Source organism: Dechloromonas sp. ARDL1 (assembly GCF_051122455.1).
Taxonomy (GTDB): Bacteria; Pseudomonadota; Gammaproteobacteria; order Burkholderiales; family Rhodocyclaceae; genus Azonexus.
On sequence record NZ_CP168939.1, the window covers coordinates 1,013,365 to 1,032,491 of the forward strand.

At 60.0% G+C, this 19,127-nt stretch carries 16 protein-coding genes and 1 tRNA gene; 14 read left to right on the top strand and 3 right to left on the bottom strand.

Going from position 1 to position 19,127, the window contains the following annotated elements; translation table 11 throughout:
* Nucleotides 1-100 precede the first annotated feature (100 nt).
* A complete protein-coding gene (locus AB6Q56_RS05005; RefSeq protein WP_434516023.1) occupies nucleotides 101-1,417 on the top strand; it encodes a GGDEF domain-containing response regulator in 1,317 nt (438 codons plus the stop codon).
* 59 nt (nucleotides 1,418-1,476) lie between these two features.
* Here AB6Q56_RS05005 and AB6Q56_RS05010 read toward each other — a convergent pair whose 3' ends face one another.
* Genes AB6Q56_RS05010 through AB6Q56_RS05020 form a run of 3 tightly spaced genes read right to left on the bottom strand, consistent with a single transcriptional unit; the run spans nucleotide 1,477 to nucleotide 4,410 of the window.
* Nucleotides 1,477-2,322: a hypothetical protein gene (locus AB6Q56_RS05010; RefSeq protein WP_434516024.1), complete on the bottom strand. Its 846-nt coding sequence runs from the start codon at nucleotides 2,320-2,322 to the stop codon at nucleotides 1,477-1,479.
* 12 nt (nucleotides 2,323-2,334) lie between these two features.
* Nucleotides 2,335-3,855, bottom strand: coding sequence for a fumarate hydratase (locus AB6Q56_RS05015; protein WP_434516025.1), 1,521 nt, complete (start codon nucleotides 3,853-3,855; stop codon nucleotides 2,335-2,337).
* Nucleotides 3,856-3,870: 15 nt separating this feature from the next.
* Nucleotides 3,871-4,410 carry a TIGR00645 family protein gene (locus AB6Q56_RS05020; RefSeq protein ID WP_434516026.1) on the bottom strand — a complete coding sequence of 180 codons (540 nt, stop codon included), beginning with the start codon at nucleotides 4,408-4,410 and terminating at the stop codon, nucleotides 3,871-3,873.
* Between the two features lie 259 nt (nucleotides 4,411-4,669).
* On the opposite strand from AB6Q56_RS05020, the gene acs reads away from it, so the two are divergent.
* The 13 genes from acs to AB6Q56_RS05085 all read left to right on the top strand — a co-directional run bounded on the left by acs (nucleotide 4,670) and on the right by AB6Q56_RS05085 (nucleotide 19,111).
* Complete coding sequence (gene acs / locus AB6Q56_RS05025; protein WP_434516027.1) at nucleotides 4,670-6,631, top strand: acetate--CoA ligase; 1,962 nt, start codon at nucleotides 4,670-4,672, stop codon at nucleotides 6,629-6,631.
* Between the two features lie 240 nt (nucleotides 6,632-6,871).
* On the top strand, nucleotides 6,872-7,066 hold the full coding sequence (locus AB6Q56_RS05030; RefSeq protein ID WP_434516028.1) for a hypothetical protein: 195 nt from the start codon (nucleotides 6,872-6,874) through the stop codon (nucleotides 7,064-7,066).
* On the top strand, nucleotides 7,067-9,781 hold the full coding sequence (locus tag AB6Q56_RS05035) for an ATP-binding protein (protein ID WP_434516029.1): 2,715 nt from the start codon (nucleotides 7,067-7,069) through the stop codon (nucleotides 9,779-9,781).
* Between the two features lie 18 nt (nucleotides 9,782-9,799).
* Nucleotides 9,800-10,171 carry a response regulator transcription factor gene (locus AB6Q56_RS05040; RefSeq protein ID WP_434516030.1) on the top strand — a complete coding sequence of 124 codons (372 nt, stop codon included), beginning with the start codon at nucleotides 9,800-9,802 and terminating at the stop codon, nucleotides 10,169-10,171.
* Nucleotides 10,172-10,240: 69 nt separating this feature from the next.
* Entirely contained in the window at nucleotides 10,241-12,391 is a 2,151-nt protein-coding gene (locus AB6Q56_RS05045) for an exonuclease domain-containing protein (protein ID WP_434516031.1), read from the top strand.
* A 5-nt stretch (nucleotides 12,392-12,396) separates the two neighbouring features.
* Nucleotides 12,397-13,452: a DUF294 nucleotidyltransferase-like domain-containing protein gene (locus AB6Q56_RS05050; protein WP_434516032.1), complete on the top strand. Its 1,056-nt coding sequence runs from the start codon at nucleotides 12,397-12,399 to the stop codon at nucleotides 13,450-13,452.
* Between the two features lie 47 nt (nucleotides 13,453-13,499).
* Nucleotides 13,500-15,440 carry a DUF294 nucleotidyltransferase-like domain-containing protein gene (locus AB6Q56_RS05055; RefSeq protein WP_434517132.1) on the top strand — a complete coding sequence of 647 codons (1,941 nt, stop codon included), beginning with the start codon at nucleotides 13,500-13,502 and terminating at the stop codon, nucleotides 15,438-15,440.
* A gap of 2 nt (nucleotides 15,441-15,442) precedes the next feature.
* Nucleotides 15,443-16,108 (top strand): hypothetical protein, encoded by a 666-nt coding sequence (locus tag AB6Q56_RS05060; protein WP_434516033.1) that lies wholly within the window; start codon nucleotides 15,443-15,445, stop codon nucleotides 16,106-16,108.
* 9 nt (nucleotides 16,109-16,117) lie between these two features.
* Entirely contained in the window at nucleotides 16,118-18,151 is a 2,034-nt protein-coding gene (locus AB6Q56_RS05065; protein WP_434516034.1) for a sodium:solute symporter family protein, read from the top strand.
* On the top strand, nucleotides 18,151-18,402 hold the full coding sequence (locus AB6Q56_RS05070; protein WP_434516035.1) for a DUF4212 domain-containing protein: 252 nt from the start codon (nucleotides 18,151-18,153) through the stop codon (nucleotides 18,400-18,402). The genes AB6Q56_RS05065 and AB6Q56_RS05070 overlap by 1 nt, the downstream gene beginning before the upstream one ends.
* A gap of 5 nt (nucleotides 18,403-18,407) precedes the next feature.
* A complete protein-coding gene (locus AB6Q56_RS05075; RefSeq protein ID WP_434516036.1) occupies nucleotides 18,408-18,674 on the top strand; it encodes a hypothetical protein in 267 nt (88 codons plus the stop codon).
* A gap of 36 nt (nucleotides 18,675-18,710) precedes the next feature.
* Nucleotides 18,711-18,801: transfer RNA gene (locus tag AB6Q56_RS05080), tRNA-Ser, on the top strand.
* Between the two features lie 76 nt (nucleotides 18,802-18,877).
* The gene (locus AB6Q56_RS05085) at nucleotides 18,878-19,111 is read left to right on the top strand and encodes a hypothetical protein (protein ID WP_434516037.1); all 234 of its coding nucleotides are present in this window, start codon (nucleotides 18,878-18,880) and stop codon (nucleotides 19,109-19,111) included.
* Nucleotides 19,112-19,127: the final 16 nt, after the last annotated feature.

A 19,127-nucleotide genomic window follows, 5' to 3' on the forward strand; every position in this document is an offset into this window, starting at 1 on the left:
TTGTATTTATAGGGAACAAGGATTTTCGTCTTCGATTCTTGACGGCTGCTACCGTACCTCGCTTACACTCTCATCTTTGGGAAGTAAATGATCCAGGCGTTTGAAACGCATCTGGGATGCTGACAAAGAGATGACATTGAAGCGAAAAGTTCTGGTTGCTGATGCCTCGAAAGTGGTTCGCGCATCGTTGTCCAAACAGCTGGCTGAGCATTTCGATGTTCGTGAGGAGGCTAGCGGTGAGTCTGCCTGGCAGACGCTGGTTCTCGATAGCGCTATTGTCGGTGTTGTCTCTGGCGTTAGCCTGACGAAGCTTGATGGTCTGGATTTGTTGGAGCGTATTCGCGAAAGCAAATTGTCACGCCTCAAATCGCTTCCTTTCTTTCTCGTTGTTTCAAATTCCTTTGGCGAATCGGAGCGGATGCACGCTCGGGCACGCGGTGTAACCGATTTTGTTGCCAAGGATTCCAGCCATACCTCGTTGGAGAGTGTGGCATCCATGCTCCTGGGGCTTTCGCACGATGTCCGCGAGGAATCTGATGCTGCGGGTCTTGAAGCGTTTCCCGCTGTTGCCGTGTCGGCCGAAACGCATCCGGAAGATTTGGCGATGCGCACCGATGTCGGTGTCAGCGATGTTCTCGGAACGTTGGGGGGCATGGCGGGACTAGAACCATCCGGTCCGGACTCGGCTGGGCAGGTCGAGGAGCATCTTGGGCATGGCAGTCCAGTGTGCGCGCAGGATAGCCTGGAGGCAGCATTCGCAAGAATGCTTCCCGGCGCTCTCGAAGGGCGCGGGGTGGGCATTCTGGCCTTTGGTCTTGACCATTACCACGACCTGATTGCCCGCCATGGCGAGGACCTTGTCGCGCGAACGGTCGAGAAATTTTCCTTCATGGTTGCCAGGAAAATCAGGCCGGAAGACGTGATCAGTCAGCTTCCGGGCGGACGGATCGTCATCATTGCGCCTGCGACGACGAGTGCAATCTGTTCAGGATTCGCGAACCGCATTTGCAAGGCAATGGCGACGGCGCAAATCGCGGTTCGCGGTCAGCGTATCGACCTGACTGTCAGTGCCGGCGTTGCCGTGATTCCTGATGATGGCGTTTCTCTTTCCGGGCAGGAGTTGATGAATCTGGCCGATACCCGTCTCGACGATGCGCAGCGTGCCGGAGGGAACCGGGTGGTCGCCAAAGCCGATGCCAAGGGGACCGAGGAGGGTAGTTGCGAGGCGTTTGTTCCGCGGCTCAAGGAACTGCTTGCGTCGGTCGATCCGGCGGTCTTGCGCCCCTGTCTCGGGACGGTTGGTTTGCAGTTGATTCCGCTGCTGAAGGAGATCGAAAGCAGCTTCCGCCTTGGTTTGCCGATCGACGACTTGAAGCGGCGGCTGTGGGATAAAGCGCGGACTGAGCGAATGCTCTGAGCAGAGCATCCCAATACGGTTTGAGGCCGCTCGGGATGCGCCGCGAAGTCAGGCGGCTTTCAGCGATCCGTTCGCAACAGGCCGATTTCTCTTGCCGTCTCTTGGCCAATAACTGTTTCCGTTAGGCTAGCCGGAATTTCGGATGTGACTTCATCGATGGGGGTGCGCCCGCCCATGATTTCGGCGCGAGCTTGCGGCAAGCGCGGGGTGCGTTGCGGCTCGGCATAGCCTTGCGGGTGGATGGGCTGTAGCGTGGCGAGGTCGTATTTGTCGGTTGCGCCAAAGGTGTGCAGCAGTTCGTGGGCAATCACCACGTTGTTCTGCCGTCGTTGCTGACGGTTGGCGTAAGCGTGGATCAAACCGATCTGGCCCTTGGCGAGGCCGGTGGAATGCGGTGTCCTGCTGTTCAGTTCCGGATCGTGGAAGAGGACGAACAGGCGCACCTGAGGTTTGGGCCCGGCGATCGCATCGTTTTGTGATGCCCACCAGCGCAGTTTCAGGCTCCACAGGATGGCCTCCTGTGCGCTCGGGTGGCTCGGGGCGAGCGGCGGTTTATCCGTCAAGGGCGATGCCAAGTGCAACACGATGGGTTGCAAAACCGAGCGTCCGTGGCGATTACTTTCGGTTTGCATCCATTGCGCGATATCTTCGAAGCTATCAATGCTCAGGTGGTTCAGGTAGCTTCGCGTCGCAGGTGAGTCGTCGGCAGCAATCGGGTAGATCGCCACGTGAACGGAATGCTCCCATGTGGTCAGCCGGGCGTTGGCACGCCATGCTCCGAGGCCGACCGTGGCGAGTATGAAGATAAGAATGGCAATGCGGAATTTGCGGAACATGCCGAGGTGCAGAGTCTGATGTTGTTCGTGCAGTGGGGTGTAAAAAACCCGGCCGGAGCCGGGTTCCATGTGGATCAGCTATCAGGACTTGACCGGAATCTTCCCGATCTTGACCTGCCATTCCTTGGGGCCGGTTTCGTGCACGCTGGTGCCGGACGAATCGACAGCCACCGTCACCGGCATGTTCTCGACATCGAATTCGTAGATGGCTTCCATGCCCAGGTCGGCAAAGCCGACCACCTTGGCCGACTTGATGGCTTTGGCCACCAGGTAGGCGGCACCGCCCACAGCCATCAGGTAGGCCGACTTGTTGTCCTTGATCGCCGCAATGGCGGTCGGTCCGCGTTCGGACTTGCCGACCATGGAGATCAGGCCGGTCTGTTCCAGCATCATGCGGGTGAACTTGTCCATGCGGGTGGCGGTGGTCGGGCCGGCTGGACCGACGACTTCGTCACGCACCGGGTCGACCGGGCCGACGTAGTAGATGACGCGGTTGGTGAAGTCCACCGGCAGCTTTTCGCCCTTGGCCAGCATGTCGGCGATGCGCTTGTGGGCGGCGTCGCGGCCGGTCAGCATCTTGCCGTTGAGGAGCAGCTTCTGGCCCGGTTTCCAGGCGGCGACTTGCTCCTTGGTCAGGGTGTTCAGGTCTACGCGGGTGGCGGACTTGAGGTCCGGCGTCCAGGTGACGGCGGGCCAGTCTTCCAGCTTCGGCGGCTCGATCTTGGCCGGGCCGGAGCCGTCGAGATGGAAATGGCAGTGGCGGGTGGCGGCGCAGTTCGGCACCAACGCGATCGGCAGGTTGGCGGCGTGGCAGGGGTAGTCGAGCACCTTGACGTCGAGCACGGTGGTCAGGCCGCCCAGGCCCTGGGCGCCGACGCCGAGGGCATTGACCTTCTCGTACAGTTCGAGGCGCAGTTCCTCGGCACGGTTCTTCGGACCGCGGGCCTTCAGTTCGTGGATGTCCACAGGCGCCATGATCGATTCCTTGGCCAGCAGCATGGCCTTTTCCGGCGTGCCGCCGATGCCGATGCCGATGATGCCCGGCGGACACCAGCCGGCGCCCATTTCCGGAATCTTCTTCAGAACCCAGTCGACCAGGTCGTCGGACGGGTTGAGCATGGCGAACTTGGACTTGGCTTCCGAGCCGCCGCCCTTGGCCGCACAGATGACTTCGACGTGGTGGCCTTCGACGATTTCGAAATGCACGACCGCCGGGGTGTTGTCCTTCGTGTTCTTGCGGGTTCCCGCCGGGTCGGCCAGCACCGAGGCGCGCAGCGGGTTGTCCGGGTTGGCGTAGGCGCGACGGACGCCTTCGTTGATCATTTCCTGGATGCTCATGGTGGCATCCGGCCAGCTGACCTGCATGCCGACCTTGATGAAGACCATGCCGATACCGGTGTCCTGGCAGATCGGGCGATGGCCTTCGGCGGCCATGCGGGAGTTGGTCAGGATCTGGGCGATGGCGTCCTTGGCGGCGGGAGATTCCTCGCGCTCGTAGGCTTCACCCAAGGCCTTGATGTAATCCAGTGGGTGGTAGTAGCTGATGTACTGGAAGGCATCGGCGACGGACTGGATCAGGTCTTCCTGTTTAATGGCGGTCATGCAAGAACTCCGGTTTTAGTGGTGTTTTTGATGTTGCAGGGCAAGGGTCTGGGTCATGGTCTTGTCGACAAGGGCCATAGCCAGGGCGGAGAAAAGGAATACGACATGAATGACGACCTGCCACATTAGCGTGTGCTCGGTCAGGTTAGCGGCATTGATGAAGCTCTTCAGCAGGTGGATCGACGAAATGCCGATGATGGCCGTCGACAGCTTGATCTTGAGGACGCCGGCATTGACGTGCGAAAGCCATTCGGGCTGGTCGGGGTGGTCATCCAGGTCGAGGCGCGAGACGAAGGTTTCGTAGCCGCCGACAATGACCATGACCAGCAGGTTGGCGATCATGACCACGTCGATCAAGCCGAGGACGATCAGCATGATGTCGGTTTCGGTCATCTGGTGAGGTCCGAAGGCGCCGGTTACCAGATGGCTCAACTCGACCATGAACAGCCAGCAGTAAACAACTTGGGCGACGATCAGGCCGACGTAGAGCGGGGCCTGAATCCAGCGGCTGGCAAAGATGAACGATTCGAGGAATTTTATGGGCGAACTCATCATCGGGAAGGCTGTAGGTTGGGGGGGCGATTTTACCATGGGCGAAGTGGGCCGTCGGGTGTCATGAAAGCCTGTTGAATTGTTGCGCCGCAGCGTGATTTCGTAAGTCCTTTGTAAGATTATCCGGGTCTAATGCCGCCTCAACGCTGGCGAGGGGAATGAGGTGTTCTCCAGCTTGCGCGGCTTTAAACGTCCCGGGGGAAAGCCCGAGATCCGATCGGTTGTTTCAACATAATTGCGAAGTACCGCAGAGGAGAAAAATATGTCGAATGAGTCCGTGCAGCTTATCTATCCGTCTGACGAAATCGTCAAGAATGCGGCGGTTTCCGGGATGGACGCCTACAAGGCGCTGTGCGCGGAAGCAGAAGCCGACTACGAAGGTTTCTGGGCCAAGCGTGCCCGCGAATTCATCACCTGGAAAACCCCATTCACCCAGGTTCTCGATGAGTCCAATGCTCCGTTCTTCAAGTGGTTTGCCGATGGCAAGCTGAACGTTTCTTACAACTGCCTCGACCGCAATGTCGAAGCCGGTCTGGGCGACAAGGTCGCCATTATCTTCGAAGCCGACAACGGCGAAGTCACCAAGGTAACCTACAAGGAACTGCTGGCCAAGGTCTGCAAGATGGCCAACCTGCTGCGTTCCAAGGGCGTCAAGAAGGGCGACCGCGTCGTCATCTATCTGCCGATGACCATCGAAGGCATCGTCGCCATGCAGGCCTGTGCTCGTATCGGCGCTCCGCACTCCATCGTTTTCGGCGGCTTCTCCGCCCAGTCGCTGCGCGATCGTATCAACGATGCCGGCGCTGTCATGCTGATCACCTCCGACGGCCAGTTCCGCGGCGGCAAGGCCATCCCGCTCAAGCCGATCGCCGACGAAGCCTTCGCCATGGGCGGCTGTGAATCCGTCAAGAACGTCATCGTCTTCAAGCGCACCGGTGGCGACGTCAACATGCTCGCCGGCCGTGACGAGTGGCTGCACGACGGTCTGGCCAACCAGCCGGAAACCTGCGAACCGGAATGGGTCGAAGCCGAACACCCGCTGTTCCTGCTCTACACCTCGGGTTCCACCGGCAAGCCGAAGGGCGTCCAGCACTCCACCGGTGGCTACCTGCTGCATGCCATCCTAACCATGAAGTGGACCTTCGACATCAAGCCGACGGATACCTTCTGGTGTACGGCCGACATCGGCTGGGTGACGGGTCACACCTATATCACCTACGGCCCGCTTGCCTGCGGCGCGACCGAAATCGTCTTCGAAGGCGTGCCGACCTACCCGGACGCCGGCCGTTTCTGGAAGATGATCCAGGATCACAAGGCCACCATCTTCTACACCGCTCCGACCGCGATCCGCTCGCTGATCAAGGCTGCCGACACCAACCCCGCCGTGCATCCGAAGAGCTACGACCTGTCGTCGCTGCGTATCCTCGGTTCGGTTGGCGAGCCGATCAATCCGGCTGCCTGGCAGTGGTACTATGACAACGTCGGTGGCGGCCGCTGCCCGATCGTCGATACCTTCTGGCAAACCGAAACCGGTGGTCACATGATCACCCCGCTGCCGGGCGCCACCCCGCTGGTTCCTGGCTCCTGCACCCTGCCGTTCCCGGGCATCCAGTTCGCCGTGGTCGACGAGACCGGTGCCGATCTGCCCTGGGGCCAGGGCGGCATCCTGGTCTGCAAGAAGCCGTGGCCGTCCATGATCCGCACCATCTGGGGCGATCCGGAGCGTTTCGTGAAGTCCTACTATCCGGCCGATTTCCAGGGCAAGTATTACCTTGCCGGCGACGGCGCGATCCGTGACAAGGATACCGGCTACTTCACCATTACCGGCCGTATCGACGACGTGCTGAACGTTTCCGGTCACCGCATGGGCACCATGGAAATCGAATCCGCTCTGGTCGCCAATCCGCTGGTTGCCGAGGCTGCCGTTGTCGGCCGTCCGGATGACCTGACCGGTGAAGCGATTGTGGCCTTCGTCGTGCTCAAGGGCCAGCGCCCGACTGGTGACGACGCCAAGCGCATCATCAAGGAACTCTCCGACTGGGTGGGCAAGGAGATCGGTCCGATCGCCAAGCCGAAGGACATCCGTTTCGGTGACAACCTGCCGAAGACCCGCTCCGGCAAGATCATGCGCCGTCTGCTCCGTGGCCTGGCCAAGGGCGAGGAACTCACGCAAGATACCTCGACTCTCGAGAACCCGGCCATTCTGGAGCAGCTGAAGGGCTAAGGCGAGCATGCCGGGTTTTGCCGATGGTGAAACCCGGTGGCCTGCGGGCTAGCCTTCGGCTGCCCGCTTGATACGATCAACAGGGATGATGGCCTTGCCACATCATCCTGACAGAACAAGGGGCAAGGAGGAGACAATGGTCGCCCATAAGGTGACTTCCCGTGTGGTCGCATCAGACTGCATTCCCGAACGGCTGGCACGCTTGGCGTGCCGGCCGTTTTTATTTTTGCGGGGTGGCGTATGAAACGCTCAAGCCCAACTCGCCAGCGCCTGGCTGCCCTCGCGCTGCTTGGCATTCCATTGCTGACCTATCCCTTGCTCAGTTTGCCCGGCGGTAGCTTGGGAGGAATTCCAGCCGGCTACCTGTATCTTTTTGGCGTATGGGCCGGGCTGATCGCCCTGGCAGCCAGGGTTGCCGAAGGGCGGAGCAAGTAAGTGGCGCTTTCCGGCTGGTTCATCGCGCTATTGTCGGTGGCCTATCTCGGCCTGCTGTTCGCAGTCGCCCGCTTCGGCGATGCGCGGGCGGATGCCGGCAAGTCGATCATCTCGGCCAACGTTTACGCGTTATCTCTGGCCGTCTATTGCACTTCCTGGACTTTCTACGGCAGCGTCGGTCGCGCGACATCGGGTGGCCTTTCCTTCCTCACCATCTATCTGGGACCGACGCTGATGCTGCTGTTCGTCAGCGTCATCGTCAAGATGATTCGCATCAGCAAGGCGCAGCGCATCACATCGATTGCCGACTTCATCGCCTCACGTTACGGCAAGAGCCAACTGCTGGCGGGCATGGTGACGGTCATCGCGGTGATCGGGGTGGTGCCTTACATCGCTTTGCAACTCAAGGCCATGGCGGCCAGTGTCGATGTCCTGCTTGCACATTCCGGACGTAGCGGTGTCTGGCTTGGGTTGGATTCGACCTTCCTGATCGCCGCAATCCTGGCGCTGTTTTCCATCTTGTTCGGAACCCGCCACCTCGATGCCACCGAGCGCCACGAGGGTATGGTGGCGGCCGTGGCCTTCGAGTCGGTGGTCAAGCTGCTGGCCTTCCTGGCGGTCGGTATCTTTGTCACCTACGGCATGTATGGTGGCCTTGGCGATCTCTTTCAGCGCGCTGCGGCGACTGCCGATTTCGACCGGTTGCTGCAGCTTGATTCGTCACGCGCCGGGACGTGGACCGCCTTGATCGTGCTCTCCGGATTGGCGATCGTTTTCCTGCCGCGCCAGTTCCAGATCATCGTTGTCGAGAATGTGGACGAGTCGCACGTCAAGCGGGCGGTCTGGCTGTTTCCGCTCTACCTGCTGCTGATCAATATCTTCGTCTTGCCGCTGGCGCTTGGTGGTTTGCTGCATTTCGACGGCCAGGGCATCAACCCGGACACCTTTGTGCTGACCCTGCCGCTTGCTCGCGGTGCCGAGGCGCTGGCGCTGCTCGCCTTCATCGGCGGCCTGTCGGCTGCCACCGGGATGGTCATCGTCGAGACCATCGCGCTGTCGACCATGGTCTGCAACGATCTGGTCATGCCCTGGTTGCTGCGTTCGGCCTGGCTCCAGACCAGGCAGCAACTGGATCTGTCGGGCTTGCTGATCGGCATCCGGCGGGTTGCCATCGCCCTGATCGTGCTGCTCGGCTACATCTATTTCCGGGCGGCCGGCGAGGCCTACGCGCTGGTCGGCATCGGACTGATTTCGTTTGCCGCCGTTGCCCAGTTCGCCCCGGCCATGTTCGGCGGCATGTACTGGAAGCAGGGGACACGTGCCGGTGCCGTGGCCGGGCTGTCGGCAGGCTTCGTCGTCTGGTTGTATACCCTGTTGCTGCCGTCGTTTGCCAAATCGGGATGGATTTCCAGCGGCTTCGTCGATCAAGGGCTGTTCGGAATTTCCTGGCTCAAGGCGCAGATGCTCTTTGGGCTGGGCGGCATGGATGAGATTTCGCATTGCCTGTGGTGGAGCATGCTGGCCAATATAGGCTGCTACGTCGCTGTTTCGCTCAATTCGCGGCCGGATGCGGTCGAGGCCAGCCAGGCCGAGCGCTTCGTCGATGTCTTCCGCTTCGATCGCCGGAATGCTGAAGCGCGGCTGTGGCGTGGCAAGGCGTCGTTGGATGCCCTGGTTCGTCTACTTGAGCGTTTTCTCGGCGCCGGCCGGGCGCGGCAGCAGCTGGCGCTCTACGCTCAGGGCCGGGGGGTAGGCGATTGGCGCAAGCTGCCGGCCGATGCCGAGTTTGTTCATTTCGCCGAGGCTGAACTAGCCGGTGCAATCGGTTCGGCGAGTGCTCGCGTGATGGTCGCGTCGGTAGCCGAGGAAGAGGACCTCGGATTGGATGAGGTCCTCGACATCCTCGACGAGGCTACCCAGGTCCGGGCCTATAGTCGAGAACTGGAGGTCAAGCAGAAGGCACTTGAGGCCGCGACCGGCGAATTGCGCGAGGCGAACGAACGTCTGCGCGAAGTCGATCGCATGAAGGATGACTTCATCTCCACGGTGACCCACGAATTGCGCACGCCGCTCACCTCGATTCGGGCACTGTCGGAAATGCTGCATGAAGACCCGCGCATCGACCTGGCTAACCGACGGCGTTTCCTCGGTATCATCGTTCATGAAACGGAGCGCCTGACACGCTTGATCAACCAGATTCTCGACCTCGCCAAGCTGGAGTCTGGGCGGGCCGAGTGGACGACCGGCGAGGTCGATATTGGATCGATCGCCCGTGAAACGATGGGCTCGCTCGAGCAATTGTTCCGCGAGAAGGGCGTGGCCCTGGATGGCGATATTCCGGCTGTCGGTCCGGTGGTGCTGGCTGACAGCGACCGCCTGACTCAGGTGCTGATCAACCTGTTGTCCAATGCGGTGAAGTTTGTGCCGGCCGAAAGCGGTCGGGTGCATGTCAGTGTTGGCGTCGACGGGCGCATGGTTCGGGTCGAGGTGGCCGACAATGGTCCGGGCCTGACCAGCGAGGAATGCGATGTCATTTTCGAGAAATTCCGTCAGGGTGGAAATACCCTGACCGACAAGCCGCAAGGCACCGGGCTCGGGCTGCCGATCAGCCGGCAGATCATCGAATATTTCGGTGGTAAGCTGTGGGTTGAAAGCCACCCGGGAGCGGGTGCGAATTTCATTTTCACGGTGCCGTTGCCGGCATCGGAGGAATAACAAAGGGAGACTGAACGCATGACCAAAAAAATCCTTATCGTCGATGACGAACCCAACATTGTCATCTCGCTCGAATTCCTGATGAAAAAGGAAGGTTTCGAGGTTGCCGTCGCCGTCGACGGCGAAGAAGCGCTCGCCAAGGTCGATAGCTTCCGGCCCGATCTCGTGCTGCTCGACGTCATGATGCCGAAGAAATCCGGCTTCGAGGTTTGCGAAGCCTTGCGCGCCGATCCGGAGAAGGCCGGGCTGCAGGTCGTCATGCTCACCGCCAAGGGGCGGGAGACCGAGGTGGCCAAGGGCTTGGCCATCGGCGCCGACGCCTACGTGACCAAGCCGTTCTCGACCAAGGATCTGGTGGTCAAGGTCAAGGGCATGCTCGGCATGGCCTGATTCCGACACTTTCCGGTTTGCTGCCGGAGGCTGTTCGCAACAATAACCAACCATTCCGGGATGCCTGCCATGAAGGCAAAACATCGTTTCATCCTCGCCGTGGTCGTGCTCGGTCTGCTCATGACCGGCCCGTTCGTCGTCACCTCGCTGCTCGTCTGGCTGGACATGAAGGAGGCGGAGCGCAACATGCTGACCGAGCTGCTGGTTTCCCGCCTGCCGGTCGGCACCATGATGACGCTGTTCGGTTTCGTGATCGGCGTGCTGGTGTTGCACAGGTTGTTCAAGCAATACGTCGAAGGTCTGCTGCGTATGGCAGAAACGCTGCGCCTGATGCTCGGGGCCAACCGCAATTTCCGCGTGGCGCCGGAAGGACCTCCCGAGGTTCAGCAGTTGGCGCAGGCCGCCAACGACCTGGCGCAGCAGCGCGATGCGTTGATGGACGACGTCGATTCGCAGATCGCCCGCGCCAAGGCCTCGGTCGAGGAGGAAAAAAACCGGCTGGCGGCGCTGATGTCGGAACTGGCGCAGGCTGTCGTCGTCTGCAACCTCGACGGTCGCATCCTGCTCTACAACAACCGTGCCCGGCTGCAGTTCAAGGCGCTGTCCCAAGGGCCGACCTCGGTGGCCGGCGGGGCGCTGATCGGGTTGGGGCGTTCGATCTTCTCGATTCTGGAAAAGAGCCAGGTCGAGCATGCCCGCGAGGTCATTCACCAGCGTCTGGCCAACGGCAAGACGGCAATCGCCAATTTCATCACCACCACGCGCGGCGGCCAGCTGCTGCGTATCCAGATGGTGCCGGTGCTCGGTGGGGCGGGCGAGGCGTCGATGTCGGGCTACGTGCTGACCGTCGAGAACATCACGCGCAGCATCGAGGAAGAAGAGCGCCGCGATCGGGCGTTGCACACGCTGACTCAGGGCAGCCGCTCGGCGATCGGTAACATCCGGGCGGCGGTGGCCAACCTGATCGACTATCCGGACATGGAGCCGGAGTTGCGCCAGCGCTTCCTGCACGTCATCGACGACGAGGTCGCCAAGCGCAGCCAGGTTATCGATCAGACCATGAACCAGTTTTCCGATGCCATCAAGACGCGCTGGCCGTTGGAAGATGTGCTGGGCATCGATATCGTCGCCGCTGCCCAGCGTCGCATCGACGATAAGCTCAAGCTGCCGACCAAGACAGAGGAAATGGATGACAATCTGTGGATCAAGGCAGACAGTTTCTCGCTGGTTTTCGCCCTGGTCTCGCTGGCGTCCAAGCTGCAGGATCACTATGCACCGCGCGAACTGCGCTTCCGGCTGACCTCCAATGGCAAGTTGGCCTATCTCGACCTGATCTGGGCCGGCCCGGCGATGTCGTCGGAGACTTTCTACACCTGGGAAATGGAGTCGATGCAGATCGGCAGCGAAAGCTCGCCGCTGACCCTGCGCGAGGTCATCGACCGCCATGGCGGCGAAATCTGGTACGAGCGCGAGAAGGCCGCGCACCGGGCCTTCTTCCGCTTCGTGCTGCCGGTAGCCATCCCGGAAGCCGAGCAGGTGATCGAGGAGCGCCATGTCACCGGCCGTCCGGAGTACTACGATTTCGACCTGTTCAAGTTCGAGGACAAGTCCATCGACCTCGATCGCAAGCTGTCCGAGCTGACCTATACGGTGTTCGATACCGAGACGACCGGCCTGGAGCCGTCCAACGGCGACGAGATCATCCAGATCGGCGCAGCGCGCATCGTCAACAACCGATTGCTACGCCAGGAAACCTTCAATCAGATCGTCGATCCGGAAATTCCCCTCAAGCCGGAATCCATTCCCATCCATGGCATCACGGAGGACATGGTGCGCGGCCAGCCCAACATCGACGTTGTACTGCCTGCCTTCCATGAGTTTTGCGAAGACACGGTGCTGATCGCCCACAACGCTGCTTTCGACATGCGTTTCCTGCAATTGAAGGAAGAGCGCACCGGCATCCGCTTTACGCAGCCGGTACTCGATACGCTGCTGCTGTCGGCCGTGGTGCATCCGAACCAGGAGTCGCACAAGCTGGACGTGATCCTGGAGCGCCTCGGTATCACCATCGGCGCGCGTCATAACGCGCTGGAGGATGCACTGGCGACTGGCGAAGTATTCCTCAAGCTGGTCAAGCTGCTGGAAGACAAGGGCATCGTTACAGTGCGTCAGGCGCTGGAAGCGGCCGAGAAGACCTATTTCGCCCGGGTGAAATACTGATTGCCGTGAGCACTGCGCCTTTGCTGCTTTGCCAACAGCGTATCGATCTCTTTGCAGCGATTGATGCGCTGCCCACTCTGGACGAGGCGCCGGCCTTGGCTGATGCTGTTCGTGCGCACCTGTTGGGGGCGCTGGCCGGCGGCATGGATGGCGTGGCGGCGACTCGTCTGATTTCGCTGTTCAACGATCGCCTGTCTTCACGGGTTGTCGACCTGACAGCGCGCAACCATAGGCTGCCGCAAGTGGCCTGGTGCTGGCTGGCCCTCGGCTCCGAGGGGCGGCACGAGCAGACCTTCGTTACCGACCAGGACAACGGTCTGCTTTTCCATGCCAGCAGCGAGCAGGAAGCCGGCGCCTTGCGCGACCTGTTCCTGCCTTTCGCGCAGGAAGCGAATCAGCACCTGGCCGACTGCGGCTTTGCGTTGTGCCGGGGCAAGATCATGGCCGGTAATCCAGCCTGGTGCCTGTCGCTCGACGAGTGGCGGGAGCAGTTCATCGAGTGGGTGCGTCGTCCCGAGCCCGAAGCCTTGCTCAACGCCTGCATCTTCTTCGACCTGCGCCCGCTGCATGGAAATCTCGCCCTGGGCGAGCAACTGCGCACCTTGTTGCTGTCGCTGACGAGCAGTACGCCGGCTTTCCAGCATCTGATGGCGGCGAATGCGCTGCATGCCGAAGCGCCCTTGAATTTCCGTGGCGAGGTCGCGGTGAATGGGGCAGGGGAAGTCGACCTCAAGAAGTTCGGCAGTCGGATATTCGTCGACGCAGCCCGCATCTTCGCGCTGACCGCCGGAACACCGAGCGTTAATACCTCGGAACGTCTGCACCAGGCCGGCAAGGCGGTCGGTTTGCCGGAAATCGAGCTTGCCAGTCTCGACGCGGCTTTTTCCCACATCCTGCGGCTGCGGCTGACGCAGCAGATTGCTGCCGCAGCTGCCGGAGTGACGGCGGGTTCCGGTCTGAAGCCCGCTGCATTGAACGACATGGATCAGGCCATACTCCGTGAGGCGCTCAAGCAGGCCAAACGCCTGCAACAACGTCTCAAGTTAAACTACGCACTCTGAAGAAAAACGAGGTTGTCGTGAATACGCAACAGCAAACAGGGCAGGAAATGGTCGTTGGTCAGGTGGAAATGACGCTGCGCGAAAAGGGGCGCACCCGCATGGCTGGCAATACCATTGCATTTCTTCGCAATCATGCGCCGTTCAACAAAATGCAGCCCGATGCGCTGCAGCGATTCGCAGAAAAGGCGCAGATTGCGTTTTATCCTGCCGGCAGCGAGATCATCGGCCCCGACGCAGGTAACGTCCGTTACTTCTATCTGATCGAGTCCGGCAAGGTTCAGGCGCGGCAAGCGGGCGAGGTGACGGTGACCGAGTATTCCATCCTCAGCCTGGGCGCCGGGGAAGGCTTCCCAATCGGTGCGGTCACCGCCGGGCGGCCGTCCACCAATGTCTATCTGGCCGTCGAGGACAGCTTCTGCTACCAGTTGCCGGCCGAGGATTTTCTGGCGCTGGTCGCCTCCAGTCCGGAATTCAACCTGTTTTGCACCCAGTACATCGCCAGCCTGCTCGACCAGTCGCGTCGGCAGTTGCAACTCCAGTTCGCCCAGCGCGCCAGCGAACAGCAGACGCTGAATTCGCCGCTGGCCGGCATCGGCTCGCGTTCGCCGATTACCGTGACGCCGGATACGCCGCTGCGGGCCGCGTTGGAAACCATGTCGCAAGCCGGTGTCGGTTCGCTGGTCGTGGCCGGCGAGGATCGCAAGGCGGTTGGCGTGTTCACGCGTACCGATCTGCTCGACCGCGTGGTGTTGGCCGAATTGCCGTTGAGTACGCCAGTCGGCGAGGCGATGACGCCGAGTCCGTTCATGCTCGAAGAGCACGCCACGGCGTACGATGCCATGTTTGCCATGGCCACGCATGGTATCCGCCATGTGCTGGTGACGGACGCGGAAGGTCGCCTGACGGGCGTGGTCTCGGAGCGCGACCTCTTCTCGTTGCAGCGTGTCGGCTTGCGCCAGATTCGACAGGCCATCGATGGCGCGCACAATGTCGAAGCCTTGCAACAGGCTGCCGCCGACGTGCGCCAACTGGCCTTCAATATGCTGGCCCAGGGTGTGGGGTCGGAGCAACTGACCCAGTTCATTTCGGCGCTCAACGATGCGCTGACCCGGCGCGTCATCCAGCTCAATCTGGAAAAGCATGCTTTCGATGGTATCGACTGGGCGTGGCTGGCTTTCGGTTCGGAAGGGCGCGACGAACAGACCTTCAGCACGGATCAGGATAACGGCATCGTTTTCCAGCCGCCTGAAGGTGCATCGGTCGATGCGCTGAAGCAGCGCTTCCTGGCCTATGCCCTGGATGTGAACAAGGATCTTGATCGTTGCGGTTTCCCGTTGTGCAAGGGCAACATCATGGCCAGCAATCCGCAGTGGTGCCTGACGCTCGACGAGTGGAAGGAGCAGTTCGGCAACTGGATTCGCCAGCCGCATCCCGACGCCTTGCTCAACGCAACGATCTTCTTCGATTTCCGGCCCTTGTTCGGCAAAGCAGAGTTGGCCGAGGCCATGCGCCGCCATTTGCTGGCCCTGACAGCCTCCAACCCCATGTTCCTGCGCGCCATGGCCAAGAACGCGCTCGATGTCGAACCGCCGCTCGGCAAGATTCGCGATTTCCTGACCGATCTCGAGCCGGATCATCCCGGCAAGATCGACCTTAAGAAATACGGTTCGCGGATTTTCGTCGATGTGGCGCGTATCTATGCCATGGCCAGCGGCGTGCACAATACCAATTCGATTCAGCGTTTGCGTCTGGCAGCGCAGCGCTTGAACATCCGCGCCGATGAAATTAACGCCGTGCTCGAAGGGCTCAATTTCATCCAGTTGCTACGCTTGCAGCACCAGTACCTGGAGGGCGAACCGGGCAAGCAGGGCGACAATCTGATCGATCCGGAAACCTTGAACGAACTGGATCGCCGCATCCTCAAGGAATCCTTCCGTCAGGCGCGCAAGATACAGACCCGTCTCAAACTTGATTACCAGGTGAACTGATTATGCTCGGCCTCAAAAAATTCCTGTTTCGCGGCGGCGCGCCGAGCGGATTGTCGGAGGACGTCAGGGCGTCGCTGGATGCCTGGCGCGGCAGCCATGCCCCGGCGCTCGAGGATCTTCATTTCCATACCCGCTATCTGGTCGTCGATATCGTCAGCAGTGGTCTCGATCCTGAAAAGGATCAACTGCTGGGCATCGCCGCCGGCAGTGTCTGGCAGGGAGCAATCCAGCCGGATGATACTTTTTATGTCAATTTCTCGACGCTCGATGGTGAGGGGGCGGCCGTCGACCGCCAATTGATGGCTTTCCTGCTCTTTGCTGCCAAAGCGCCGATGGTGACCTACCACGTTCCGTACGTGGGTGGCTTTCTGCAACGTGCCTACAAGGAGCGTCTTGGCCTCGATTTCCAGCCGCAATGGGTGGATATGGCCTGGCTCATGCCATCGATGTTCGAGGACAAGGGTCATACGGTGATGCCGCTTGATCAATGGCTAGAGATATTCGGGATGGGAGGCGGGGAAGGGCGGCGTGACGCGATGGCGAATACACTCCTCCTCGGCCGTCTTTTCCAGATGTTGCTGGTACGGGCGGTTGGCAAGCAGATTGATACGGCTGCCCGGCTGGTCGATGAATCGCGTGCCAGCAGCTTCCTGCGGCGTACGCACTAGTATTCCCCAATGCTGAGGTCGTTGACCCGCCTGCAGCGCTATTACCTGTATTACACAGGCGGTTTTCTCTTGTTCATCGGGGCGCTGGCCGTTCTCGAGCAGCATGGCATGCCGCCACGGTGGATCGGTTACGCATTCCTGATGTTTACCATCGCGATGTATGCGTTGATCGGGGTCATCAGCCGCACTTCAGATGTGTCGGAATACTATGTGGCTGGCCGGCGGGTGCCGGCCTTCTTCAACGGCATGGCAACCGGTGCCGATTGGATGAGTGCCGCCTCGTTCATCGGCATGGCGGGAACCCTCTATCTGTCTGGCTTTCAAGGCCTGGCTTACGTTATTGGCTGGACCGGTGGTTTTGTTCTGGTGGCGCTGCTGTTGGCACCGTATTTGCGGCGCTGCGAACAGTACACCATTCCGGATTTTCTCGGGGCTCGCTATGGCGGCAATTCGATCCGCCTCGTTGCCGTGGGGGCGGCCATCCTTGCTTCTTTCGTTTACGTGGTGGCGCAGATTTATGGTGTCGGCGTCATTACCAGCCGCTTTGTCAGCTTACAGTTTGAAATCGGTGTTTTCGTCGGGCTGGCGGGGATTCTCGTCTGCTCATTCCTGGGCGGTATGCGCGCAGTGACCTGGACCCAGGTCGCCCAGTACCTGATCCTGATCGTCGCCTACATCACACCGGTCGCCATCCTGTCGTACAACGTCACGGGTAACCCGATTCCACAACTGGTTTATGGCGAAGTGCTACAAAAAGTCACGCATCTGGAGAACCGGCTGTTCGACTCGCCGGCCGAGATTCAAGTGCGTAAACTGTTTCACGAGCGCGCCGACGTCTATGCCCAGAAAATCATGCAGCTGCCTCAGTCGCTGAACAACGAGCGCGAGCAGCTGTCGACCCAGATCAATCAACTCAAGGCCAGCGACGCGCAAATGCGCGATATCGTTGCTCTCGAGCGTCAGCGCCGGGAGTTGCCGCACGATCCGGAGCAGGCCAAGGCGCGCTGGGAAACAGCCATGTTTGCAGCGCTCGAGCAAAGCCGCAAACCGATCCATCATGCGGAGGCATTCCCCGGTGACACAGAGGCGGAGCAGAACATCCAGCGGATCAACTTCCTGGCCCTGATTTTCTGCTTGACCGTCGGTACCGCTGCGTTACCGCATGTGCTGGTTCGTTATTACACGACGCCTACCGTGCACGAAGCACGCGAATCGGTATTCTGGTCGCTGCTCTTCATCCTTTTGCTTTACATCACGGCTCCCGCTTATGCCGTGTTCGCCAAGCACGAGGTTTTATCTCATCTGGCGGAAATCCCCATCGCCAAGCTACCCGGCTGGGTAACAGCGTGGGCCAAGGTTGGTTTGGTCAGTATCGAGGACATCAATCTCGATGGGGTACTTCAATTGGCGGAGCTTTCGCTCAATCCGGACGTAATTGTTCTGGCGACCCCCGAAATTGCCGGCATGCCCTATGTCATCTCAGGGCTGGTTGCGGCCGGCGGACTGGCGGCGGCGCTTTCCACCGCTGACGGCTTGTTGCTCACCATTACCAGTGCCCTGTCTCACGATGTCTACTACCGCATCATCCGCCCCGACGCCTCGACACAGTTCCGCCTTGTCATCTCCAAATCCTTGCTGCTGGTGGTGGCGGTGCTTGCGGCAACCGTGGCAGCCGAAAAGCCGGGAACCATCCTTTCCATGGTTGCCTGGGCATTTTCGATTGCAGGGTCAGCCTTCTTTCCGGCATTGGTGCTCGGTATTTTCTGGGAGCGAGCGACCCGAAAGGGGGCGCTTGCCGGCATGCTTGTTGGCGTGTCCTTGTCGCTCTACTACATCCTTCGCGTCGAGTTCGACAGCATTCCCTGGCTCGGTATCAGCGGTTTCGGAATGGATCCCTGGTTCCACGTGCAACCCACGGCGGCTGGCTTGTTCGGCGTGATCGCAGGCTTCGTCACCATCGTCGTGGTGTCGCTGATGACGCAACCCGAGTCGGGGGCCGAAGATTTCCTCATCAAGATTCGTTTGTCAAACGGCAAGGACTAATGAAAGGTAAACGCCATCTTTATTGGAGGAAGACCAGGCGCCTGACCTTTGCCCTGCTTGTGCTCTGGATCAGCGTGACTTTTGGCACGACCTGGTTTGCACGGGATATCAACCAGATCGTCATCTTTGGTTTTCCGCTGGGCTTTTACATGGCCGCACAGGGCGGATTGGTACTCTTCCTGGTGATCATCTGGTGGTACAACCGGCAGATGAAGAAAATTGATATCGAATTCGGTCTGGAAGACGAATAAAGCGGATGTTGCTGTTTCTGATCAGCGCGGTTCGCGCCATCATCGAGATGCTGGGTCTTTGCCTGATCGGCCAGGGGATGCTGTATATCCTGGCCGGGCGGGGGAGGGAGGGCAACAGGATCTATCAGCTGTTCGACCTGATTACCCGCGCGCCAAGGCAGCTTGTGGCCATGATCATGCCAGGTATCTCAGATAGGGCCATGGGGGTTGCCTGTTTCGTAATCCTGCTTCTGCTCTGGGTTGGACTCGCTTTTCTCAGAAAGATTGTTTGACCATTTCGGCGATTCTGCTAGAATGCACGGCTTCCCGGAGAGGTGGATGAGCGGTTTAAGTCGCACGCCTGGAAAGCGTGTGTGGGTTAATAGCCCACCGCGGGTTCGAATCCCGCCCTCTCCGCCAGGATCATTTGAAAAGCGCCCTCCGGGGCGCTTTTTTGTTGGTATCGTTCCTGAAAAATACTTTGTCGGGGAATGTCATGAAAACCATTGCCTTGATGACCATTTCGTTGGCTATGGCAGGATGCTCGCTTTTCCAGCCTGCTTGGCATTGGTCAAGACCGGGGGCATCGGAAGCGGATTACGAGGTTGATATCCGGTTCTGTAAATCACAGACTGATCAGGCGATTGATGGCACGGTAACCAATGCCAGTGTCCGCCGCATCCATGGATGCATGGAACGTCGCGGTTGGCGCAAGGTCGAAAATGAGTGACGAAATGAGAAACAAG